Origin of the sequence: Streptomyces sp. NPDC020362, assembly GCF_040642095.1 — a bacterium.
Taxonomy (GTDB): domain Bacteria; phylum Actinomycetota; class Actinomycetes; order Streptomycetales; family Streptomycetaceae; genus Streptomyces.
In genome coordinates, this window is the sequence record NZ_JBFAET010000279.1 from 1 (window position 1) to 9133 (window position 9133).

The 9133-nt window shown below is 70.9% G+C and carries 9 protein-coding genes and 1 riboswitch; of the genes, 7 read left to right on the top strand and 2 right to left on the bottom strand.

Going from position 1 to position 9133, the window contains the following annotated elements; genetic code table 11:
• The 5 genes from AB0H32_RS44240 to AB0H32_RS44260 form a co-directional block, all read left to right on the top strand.
• On the top strand, positions 1-315 hold a 315-nt coding region (locus AB0H32_RS44240; RefSeq protein WP_361134043.1), incomplete at its 5' end, for a flavodoxin-dependent (E)-4-hydroxy-3-methylbut-2-enyl-diphosphate synthase.
• A 40-nt stretch (positions 316-355) separates the two neighbouring features.
• Positions 356-2320 carry a 1-deoxy-D-xylulose-5-phosphate synthase gene (gene dxs / locus AB0H32_RS44245; RefSeq protein ID WP_361134046.1) on the top strand — a complete coding sequence of 655 codons (1965 nt, stop codon included), beginning with the start codon at positions 356-358 and terminating at the stop codon, positions 2318-2320.
• On the top strand, positions 2317-3702 hold the full coding sequence (locus AB0H32_RS44250; RefSeq protein ID WP_361134049.1) for an aspartate aminotransferase family protein: 1386 nt from the start codon (positions 2317-2319) through the stop codon (positions 3700-3702). The genes dxs and AB0H32_RS44250 overlap by 4 nt, the downstream gene beginning before the upstream one ends.
• A 65-nt stretch (positions 3703-3767) precedes the next feature.
• Positions 3768-4391 carry an XRE family transcriptional regulator gene (locus AB0H32_RS44255; RefSeq protein ID WP_361134052.1) on the top strand — a complete coding sequence of 208 codons (624 nt, stop codon included), beginning with the start codon at positions 3768-3770 and terminating at the stop codon, positions 4389-4391.
• The gene (locus tag AB0H32_RS44260; RefSeq protein WP_361134055.1) at positions 4388-4510 is read left to right on the top strand and encodes a DUF6126 family protein; all 123 of its coding nucleotides are present in this window, start codon (positions 4388-4390) and stop codon (positions 4508-4510) included. The genes AB0H32_RS44255 and AB0H32_RS44260 overlap by 4 nt, the downstream gene beginning before the upstream one ends.
• Positions 4511-4544: 34 nt before the next feature.
• Here AB0H32_RS44260 and AB0H32_RS44265 read toward each other — a convergent pair whose 3' ends face one another.
• The gene (locus tag AB0H32_RS44265) at positions 4545-5342 is read right to left on the bottom strand and encodes a tyrosine-protein phosphatase (RefSeq protein WP_361134057.1); all 798 of its coding nucleotides are present in this window, start codon (positions 5340-5342) and stop codon (positions 4545-4547) included.
• Positions 5339-5524: a hypothetical protein gene (locus AB0H32_RS44270; RefSeq protein ID WP_361134060.1), complete on the bottom strand. Its 186-nt coding sequence runs from the start codon at positions 5522-5524 to the stop codon at positions 5339-5341. The genes AB0H32_RS44265 and AB0H32_RS44270 overlap by 4 nt, the downstream gene beginning before the upstream one ends.
• Between AB0H32_RS44270 and AB0H32_RS44275 the strand changes: the two genes are divergently transcribed.
• Entirely contained in the window at positions 5514-7598 is a 2085-nt protein-coding gene (locus tag AB0H32_RS44275) for an alpha-galactosidase (RefSeq protein WP_361134063.1), read from the top strand. The two genes, AB0H32_RS44270 and AB0H32_RS44275, sit on opposite strands and share 11 nt — an antisense overlap.
• Positions 7599-7867: 269 nt before the next feature.
• A riboswitch (cyclic di-AMP (ydaO/yuaA leader) is annotated at positions 7868-8064 on the top strand.
• Between the two features lie 4 nt (positions 8065-8068).
• Positions 8069-9052, top strand: coding sequence for a peptidoglycan DD-metalloendopeptidase family protein (locus AB0H32_RS44280; protein ID WP_361134066.1), 984 nt, complete (start codon positions 8069-8071; stop codon positions 9050-9052).
• Positions 9053-9133: the final 81 nt, after the last annotated feature.

Here is a 9133-nt window from a genome sequence, read left to right on the forward strand (position 1 = left end):
TCGCTGAACCTGCGCCAGCGCGGCCTGGAGATCGTCTCCTGCCCGTCCTGCGGCCGCGCCCAGGTCGACGTCTACAAGCTCGCCGAAGAGGTCACGGCAGGACTGGACGGCATGGACGTACCGCTCAGGGTCGCGGTGATGGGCTGTGTGGTCAACGGTCCCGGTGAGGCCCGCGAGGCCGACCTCGGGGTTGCCTCGGGCAACGGAAAGGGTCAGATCTTCGTCAGGGGCCAGGTCGTCAGGACCGTGCCCGAATCGAAGATCGTTCAGACCCTCATCGAGGAGGCCATGAAGCTGGCCCAGCAGACGAAGTGAAGAGGGGCAAGGCACGGCACGGACCGAGAGGGGGCCCAGCGTGACGATTCTGGAGAGCATCCGGGGACCACGCGACCTGAAGGCGCTGTCCGAGGCGGAACTCGGCGAACTGTCCGCAGAGATCCGCGAGTTCCTGGTGCACGCGGTGACGAGAACCGGCGGGCACCTCGGGCCCAATCTGGGGGTGGTGGAACTCTCCATCGCGCTCCACCGGGTCTTCGAGTCACCGGTCGACCGCATCCTGTGGGACACCGGCCACCAGAGCTATGTCCACAAGCTGCTGACCGGGCGCCAGGACTTCTCCAAGCTGCGCGGCAAGGGCGGCCTGTCCGGCTACCCCTCGCGCGAGGAGTCCGAGCACGACGTCGTCGAGAACAGCCACGCCTCCACGGCGCTCGGCTGGGCCGACGGCCTCGCCAAGGCCCACCAGGTGCAGGGGGAGAAGGGCCATGTCGTCGCGGTCATCGGCGACGGCGCGCTCACCGGCGGCATGGCCTGGGAGGCGCTGAACAACATCGCGGCCGCCAAGGACCGGCCGCTGATCATCGTCGTCAACGACAACGAGAGGTCGTACGCGCCGACCATCGGCGGCCTCGCCAACCACCTCGCCACCCTGCGCACCACCGACGGGTACGAGAAGGTCCTCGCCTGGGGCAAGGACGTCCTGCTGCGGACCCCGATCGTCGGCCCCACCGTCTACGAGTCCCTGCACGGCGCGAAGAAGGGCTTCAAGGACGCCTTCGCCCCGCAGGGCATGTTCGAGGACCTGGGGCTGAAGTATGTCGGCCCCATCGACGGCCACGACATCAAGGCCGTCGAGTCGGCGCTGCGCCGGGCGAAGCGCTTCCACGGGCCGGTCCTGGTCCACTGCCTCACCGAGAAGGGCCGCGGCTACGAGCCGGCCCTCGCCCACGAGGAGGACCACTTCCACACCATCGGCGTGATGGACCCGCTGACCTGCGAGCCGCTCGCGCCCTCGGGCGGGCCGTCCTGGACCTCGGTGTTCGGCGACGAGATCGTCAGGATCGGTGAGGAGCGCGAGGACGTCGTGGCGATCACGGCGGCCATGCTGCACCCGGTGGGACTCGGCAGATTCGCCGAGCGCTTCCCCGACCGGGTGTGGGACGTCGGCATCGCCGAGCAGCACGCCGCCGTCTCCGCGGCCGGTCTCGCCACCGGCGGCCTGCACCCGGTCGTCGCCGTCTACGCCACCTTCCTCAACCGCGCCTTCGACCAGCTGCTGATGGACGTCGCCCTGCACCGCTGCGGGGTGACCTTCGTACTGGACCGGGCCGGCGTCACCGGTGTGGACGGGGCCTCCCACAACGGCATGTGGGACATGTCCGTCCTCCAGGTCGTGCCGGGACTGAGGATCGCCGCCCCGCGCGACGCCGCCCAGCTGCGCGCCCAGCTGCGGGAGGCCGTCGCCGTGGACGACGCGCCCACCCTGGTCCGCTTCCCGAAGGAGTCGGTCGGCCCCGGGATCCCGGCGATCGGCCACGTGGGCGGCATGGACGTCCTGCACCGCACCGAGAACCCCGAGGTGCTGCTCGTGGCCGTCGGCGTGATGGCACCGGTGTGCCTGCAGGCCGCCGGGCTGCTGGAGGCCCGGGGCGTCACCTGCACGGTCGTGGACCCGCGCTGGGTCAAGCCCGTCGACCCCGCCCTGCCCGGTCTGGCCGCCGAACACCGTCTGGTGGCCGTCGTGGAGGACAACAGCCGGGCCGCCGGAGTCGGTTCGGCCGTGGCGCTCGCACTCGGTGACGCGGACGTGGACGTGCCGGTGCGGCGGTTCGGGATTCCGGAGCAGTTCCTCGCGCACGCCAAGCGCGGAGAGGTGCTGGCCGACATCGGGCTCACCCCCGTCGAGGTCGCGGGACGCATCAGCGCGAGCCTGGCCGTCAAGGATGCTGGCTCCGCCGCCACGGAAGCGGGCCTGGCCGTCCTGGACGCCGGTTCCGCCGTCAAGGACTCGGGGGGCACAGTCAAGGAGAGAGCTGAATGACCACGGAGTTCGACCTCGGCGCCCTCCTCGCCGGGCGCGGAGCCGAGCGCTACGAGCTGCACGCGAAGTACCTGAACCCGCAGCTCCCGCGCATGCTGCACACCATCGGCTTCGACAAGGTCTACGAGCGCGCCGAGGGCGCCCACTTCTACGACGCGGACGGCAACGACTACCTGGACATGCTCGCCGGGTTCGGGGTGATGGGCCTCGGCCGTCACCACCCGGTCGTCCGAAAGGCGCTGCACGACGTCCTGGACCTGAACCTCGCCGACCTCACCCGCTTCGACTGCCAGCCGCTGCCCGGCCTGCTCGCCGAGCGGCTGCTCGCCCACAGCCCGCACCTGGACCGGGTGTTCTTCGGCAACAGCGGCACGGAAGCCGTCGAGACCGCCCTGAAGTTCGCCCGGTACGCCACCGGCAGGCCGCGCGTCCTCTACTGCGACCACGCCTTCCACGGCCTGACCACCGGTTCCCTGTCGGTCAACGGCGAGGACGGCTTCCGCGACGGCTTCGCCCCGCTGCTGCCCGACACCGCCGTGCCCCTCGGTGACCTCGACGCCCTCGCCCGGGAGCTGAAGAAGGGCGACGTCGCCGCGCTGATCGTCGAGCCGATCCAGGGCAAGGGCGTGCACGAGGCACCGCCCGGCTATCTGCGCTCCGCGCAGGAACTGCTGCACCGGCACAAGGCGCTGCTCATCGCCGACGAGGTGCAGACCGGCCTCGGCCGCACCGGTGACTTCTACGCCTACCAGCACGAGGACGGCGTCGAACCCGACCTGGTGTGCGTGGCCAAGGCGCTGTCCGGCGGTTACGTCCCGGTCGGTGCCACCCTGGGCAAGGACTGGATCTTCAAGAAGGTCTACTCGTCCATGGACCGGGTCCTCGTCCACTCGGCGAGCTTCGGGGCCAATGCCCAGGCCATGGCGGCCGGCCTCGCCGTGCTCTCGGTCATGGAGAACGAGCAGATCGTCGCCGGGGTCCGCGCGACCGGTGAGCTGCTGAAGTCCCGGCTCACCGAGCTGATCGGCAGGTACGAGCTGCTCGCCGACGTCCGCGGCCGGGGCCTGATGATCGGCATCGAGTTCGGGAGGCCCGCGTCCCTGAAGCTGCGCGGCCGCTGGGCCATGCTGCAGGCCGCGCGCAAGGGCCTGTTCGCCCAGATGGTGGTCGTCCCGCTGCTGCAACGGCACCGGATCCTCACCCAGGTCTCCGGCGACCACCTGGAGGTGATCAAGCTGATCCCGCCGCTGGTCGTCGGCGAGGCCGACGTGGACCGGTTCGTCGACGCCTTCACGGACGTGATGGACGACGCCCACAGCGGCGGCGGCCTGGTGTGGGACTTCGGCAAGACCCTGATCAAGCAGGCGGTGGTGAACCGCTAGATCCGCCGTATTGCCTCTGAGGCAAAAGATTTGCCGCTGAGGCAACACTCCGGCTGAATGGAGGCATGAACGCCTCAGAAGCCGCGTCACCGGCGGGCCAGGGCGACGACCTGCCCGCCGTGGCGCCGCAGCTGCGCGCCCTGCGCCGACGCTCCGGTCTCACCCTGGAGGCCGCGGCCCGCTCCGCCGGGCTCTCGCCGGCCCACCTGTCCCGGCTGGAGACCGGACAGCGCCAGCCCTCACTGCCGATGCTGCTTGCGCTCGCCCGTATCTACGGTACGACCGTCTCGGAACTGCTCGGCGAAACGGTCGCCGAGCGGGACGCCATCGTGCGCGGCGCCGACATGGAACCGACCCGTGCCGGCGGCTGGACGTACATCCAGGCCGGCGGCCGCGGTCGTGCCATGCAGGCGCTGCGCGTCCGCGTCCCCTACGGCACCCAGGGCGACATGGTGCGCGTCCACCCCGGCGAGGAGTGGCTCCACGTCCTCAAGGGCCGGCTCAGGCTGCGCCTGGGCGACACCGCGCACCTGCTCGGGCCCGGCGACAGCGCGCACTTCGACTCGCTCACCCCGCACCGCCTCGCCGCCGAGGACCACGACGGCGTGGAGCTGCTGTTCGTCCACACCCTGCTGCAGAGCCCCACGGCCACGCTGTGCCTGGGCCCCTCGACCGGAGAGATGCCATGAGCAACTTCGAAGAGAAGTTCCCCCGCTCCCTGTGGATCCGTCTCATCATCTACATCGCCCTCGGCCACGTCCTGGCCGCGTTCCTCTACCTGCTGTTCGCGGTCGGAGCCAAGGGCTGAGTGCCAGGCACCCGTCCCCGGGCGCCGGGCGGTGTCAGTCGAGCAGGCGCTCGCGCAGCCGCTCCCGGGTCTCGGGGGCGAGCCCCAGGCCCTGCTCGAAGTAGGCGTCCATGCCGTCCCAGGTCTCCTCGATGCTGTCGAACGCCGCCTGCAGATACTCGGCGCGCGCGTCGAAGAGCGGGCTGAGCAGCTCCATCACCTCGGGTGTGTACGCGGTGTCGGGGTTGCCGTTGCGGCGGACCTTGTAGCGCCGGTGCTTGGCGTTGGACTCCAGGTAGTCGGCGACGATCGCCTCGCGCTCCACACCCACGGCCAGGAGGGTCACGGCTATCGAGATGCCCGCGCGGTCCTTGCCCGCCGCGCAGTGCATCAGTGCGGGCACGCTGTCCTCGGCGAGCGCGTGCAGCACCCGGGAGTGCTCGGCCGTGCGCTCCTTGACGATCGTCCGGTAGGAGGTGACCATCCGGGCCGCCGCCCTGCCGTCCGCGAGGATGCCGCGCAGCTGGTCGAGGTTGCCGTCGCGGACCATCTTCCAGAACTCGGCGCCGTCCGCCGGGTCGCTCAGCGGCAGGTTCAGGTTCCGCACGCCGGGCAGCTCGACGTCGGGGCCCTCCAGCTTCTGGTCGGCCGCGTTGCGGAAGTCGAAGACCGTGTGCAGGCCCAGCGAGGCGAGGAAGGCCGCGTCCTCCTCGGTCGCGTGCGCGAGGTGGCCGCTGCGGAACAGCACTCCGTGGCGCACCCGCCGTCCGTCCTCGGCCGGCATCCCGCCCACGTCACGGAAATTGCGCACTCCGGCCAGCTCGGGCTCGGTCGAGGGGACCTGCTGCGTCACGGGGGCTCCTCCCAGTCGGCCCCGCCGGCACGGCTCGTCGACGGGCGCTCGGTCGACGATACGACATCGATTTCCTCGGGCAATGAGTTGGCCGCAGGCGTTGCCACCAGGGGCTGCAGGGCCTGATGATGTTCGTACTTGAGCGGATCTGTTGGCACCTGTGAGGTCTCGATGGCGGACATCGCCGAAAACGGTCGCACGTGGCTCCTGTCCGGGCCCACCAGCAGCTATGCGCTGCATCTCACCGATGCGGACGAACTGCTGCACCTCCACTGGGGACCACGGATCACGCTCGCCGACGCCGAAGCCCTGGCGGTGAGCCCGCTGCCCGCCTACTGGCCCTTCGAGTCCCCGCTCGACGGCCGCGAGGAGTACCCCGTCGAGGGCGGCCCCCGCTTCGTCCGCCCGGCCCTGTCCGTGCGCACCGGCGAGCGGCGCGGCACCGAGTGGCGCTTCGTGGCCCACGACACCGAATCGGGCGCCGACGGCGAAGAGCTGCGGCTGCGCTTCGACGACGACGGGATCGCCGTCACGCTGCACTACCGGATGCGCGGGGACGTGGTGGAGCGCTGGGTGACCGTGGAGAACGGCGCTCACGTGCGCGTGGAGCTGCTGCGCGCCGACGCCGCCACCTGGACCCTGCCCGACCGCGAGGGCTGGCGTCTGTCCCAGCTGCACGGCCGCTGGGCCGCCGAGTCCCTGCTCGCGACCGCCCCCCTCACCCACGGCGAGAAGATCATCGGCAGCCGCCGCGGCCACACCGGACATCAGCACCTGCCCTGGGTCGCGCTCGACACCGACGCGACCGAGGAGCGCGGCGAGGTCTACGGCTGTGCGCTCGGCTGGTCCGGCTCCTGGCGCATTGCCGTCGCCCAACTCCCGGACGCGCGCGTCCAGATCACCGGCGGCGCCGGCTACGACGACTCGGGTCTGCTGCTCCTCGAGCCGGGGGAGTCGTACGCCACCCCCGTCTTCGCGGGCCTGTGGAGCGACGGCGGCTTCGGCGGGGCCAGCCGCGCCTGGCACGCCTACCAGCGGGCGCACGTCGTCCCGGATGCGGAGCAGGACCGGCCGGTGCTGTTCAACTCGTGGGAGGCGACCACCTTCGACATCTCCGAGGAGCAGCAGGCCGCCCTCGCCCGGCTGGCCGCCGGAATCGGCGTCGAGCTGTTCGTCGTCGACGACGGCTGGTTCGGCGCCCGCACCGGCGACCGGGCCGGACTCGGCGACTGGACGCCCAACCCCGACCGCTTCCCGCACGGCCTCAAGCCCCTCGCGGACCAGGTGCACGGCCTCGGCATGCAGTTCGGCATCTGGGTCGAGCCCGAGATGGTCAATCCCGACAGCGATCTCTACCGTGCCCATCCCGAATGGGTCCAGTACCAAACAGGGCGAAAGCGGACGGAGCTCCGCAATCAGCTCGTCCTCAACCTCGCCCGCGAGGACGTCCAGGAGTACCTCTGGGAACAGCTGGACACCCTCCTGTCCAGCGCCCCGATCGACTATGTGAAGTGGGACTTCAATCGCTGCTTCACCGACGCCGGCTGGCCGGGGGAGCCGTACCCGCAGCGCCTGTGGGTCGATCACGTCCGCGCCCTGTACGCCCTGCTGGACCGGCTGCGTGCCGCTCACCCCCGCGTCGCCTTCGAGTCCTGCTCGGGCGGCGGCGGCCGGATCGACCTCGGGGTGCTCAGTCGCACCGACCAGGTGTGGACCTCCGACAACACCGACCCGCTCGACCGGCTCGCCATCCAGCACGGCTTCAGTCAGATCCACCCCGCGCGGGTCATGGCCGCCTGGGTCACCGACAGCCCGAACACACAGCTCAACGGGCGGGTCAGCCCGCTGCGGTTCCGTTTCGTCAGCTCGATGGCCGGAGTGCTCGGCGTCGGCGGCGACCTCACCGAGTGGACCGCGGAGGAGCTGGCCGAGGCCGGCGAATGGGTGAGCCTCTACAAGGAGATCCGCCCGGTCGTCCAGCGCGGCGACCTCTACCGGCTGCGGCCCCCGGCCGGTGGCCTGAGTGCCGTCCAGTACGTCCTCGGGGGCGAGACCGTGGTCCTCGCCTGCCTCCAGGCGCAGCACTACGGCGAGCCGGTACCGGCGGTGCGCCTGCGCGGCCTCGACCCGACCGCATCGTACGAATGCCGTGGAACGGGCGAAGTTCACCGCGGTGCCGTGCTGCTGCACCACGGTCTGCGCACCGGGCTGACGGGCGACCTGGATGCGACGATTTTCCGACTCCGCCGCATCTGATCTGTATGCCCGAATTAGAGCCTTAAGTTCAACTCGCTCTGTAATGAATGGGCGTGGTCGTCGACGCGTGAGGAGCGTCATATTCGTGACCGTCTGTCGTGCGTCATGTCCACGTAATTCGCGTGTGGATGGGGGGATTTGGCGGGCAACTCGAAGAGGGAATTCACGCAGGGTGACCGTGAATTCCCGAATTCGATCACCTAGGGCGTAGACGCCGGGAAACTGCTGCTTGTCCGGCTGCGTCTTGCTCGCTTACGTTCGCCACCAATCCGGACGGAACGCCGAATCCTGCCGCCGCCCGGAGTCCCCACACCCATGACCCGTGCGCGGCAGGAGCGGGGGACCCACCAGGCACGACAGCCTGTCCCGGTCTCCGCGACAGGCTTGGGGTGCAGCCGCGCACCGCGCGGCCGGACAGCTCCAGTCCGAACCCGACAGCTCACCTCGCAGGCGCCGGAGAGGAATGCGCCATGCCCGCGAAGGGTAAGCACCGACGCCCGAAGCCCCGGCGTTTCACCCGCTCGATCGCCGTCGCCGGAACCGGCGGCGCCGCGCTGGCTCTGCCGCTCATGGGAGCCGCCGGAGCGCACGCCGCCACCGCCCAGTCCGTTTCCGGAAAGGCCGTGCAGTCCCTTCCGCACGTGGCAAAGGCGGCCGCTGAAAAGGCTGCCGCGCAGCGGAATCCGGGCGTGCGCAGCTACACGGTGAAGGCCGGCGACTGGCTGGCGAAGATCGCCGAGCGGCAGCATGTCAGTGGTGGCTGGCACCGTCTCTACGCGGACAACCGGCAGGCCGTCGGCGAGAACCCCTCGCTGATCCATCCGGGCCTGAAGCTGTCCCTCGGCGCGAAGGCCGTCCCGGCGCACACCGAGCCCTCCCGGCCCTCCCGGCCCGCGCAGCCCTCACAGGCCCCGGGCGCCGGCTCGCAGACCTCAGGCGCGGGCTCGCAGACCCCGGGCGTTGGCTCGCAGACCTCCGGTTCCGGCGCCTCCGCGCAGACGCCCCAGACCGGCCAGGCCTCCGAGGCGGCCACCACCCCCGACACCGGCTACACCCTCCCGGTAGCCGGTGCCACCGTCGGCACCGGCTACCACGTGGCCGGCAGCATGTGGTCCAGCGGCTATCACACCGGCGTCGACTTCGTCGTCCCGACCGGCACCCCGGTCAAGGCCGTCGCCGCCGGCACCGTCGTCTCCGCCGGGTGGGGCGGCGCGTACGGCAACCAGGTCGTCATCAGGCTGAACGACGGCTACTACGCCCAGTACGGCCACCTCTCCCAGCTCTCCGTCTCGGCCGGCCAGACCGTGACCGAGGGTCAGCAGGTCGGCCTGTCCGGTGCGACCGGCAACGTGACCGGACCGCATCTGCACTTCGAGATCCGGACCACGCCGGACTACGGCTCGGACGTGGACCCGGTCGGCTACCTCCGCTCGCACGGCCTGGCCGTCGGCTGAGCCACCGGCGACCGCCTCGCCGCCACCCTCCTGACACGCCGCCGAGGGCCGGACCCGATACCACGGTGCGGCCCTCGGCGG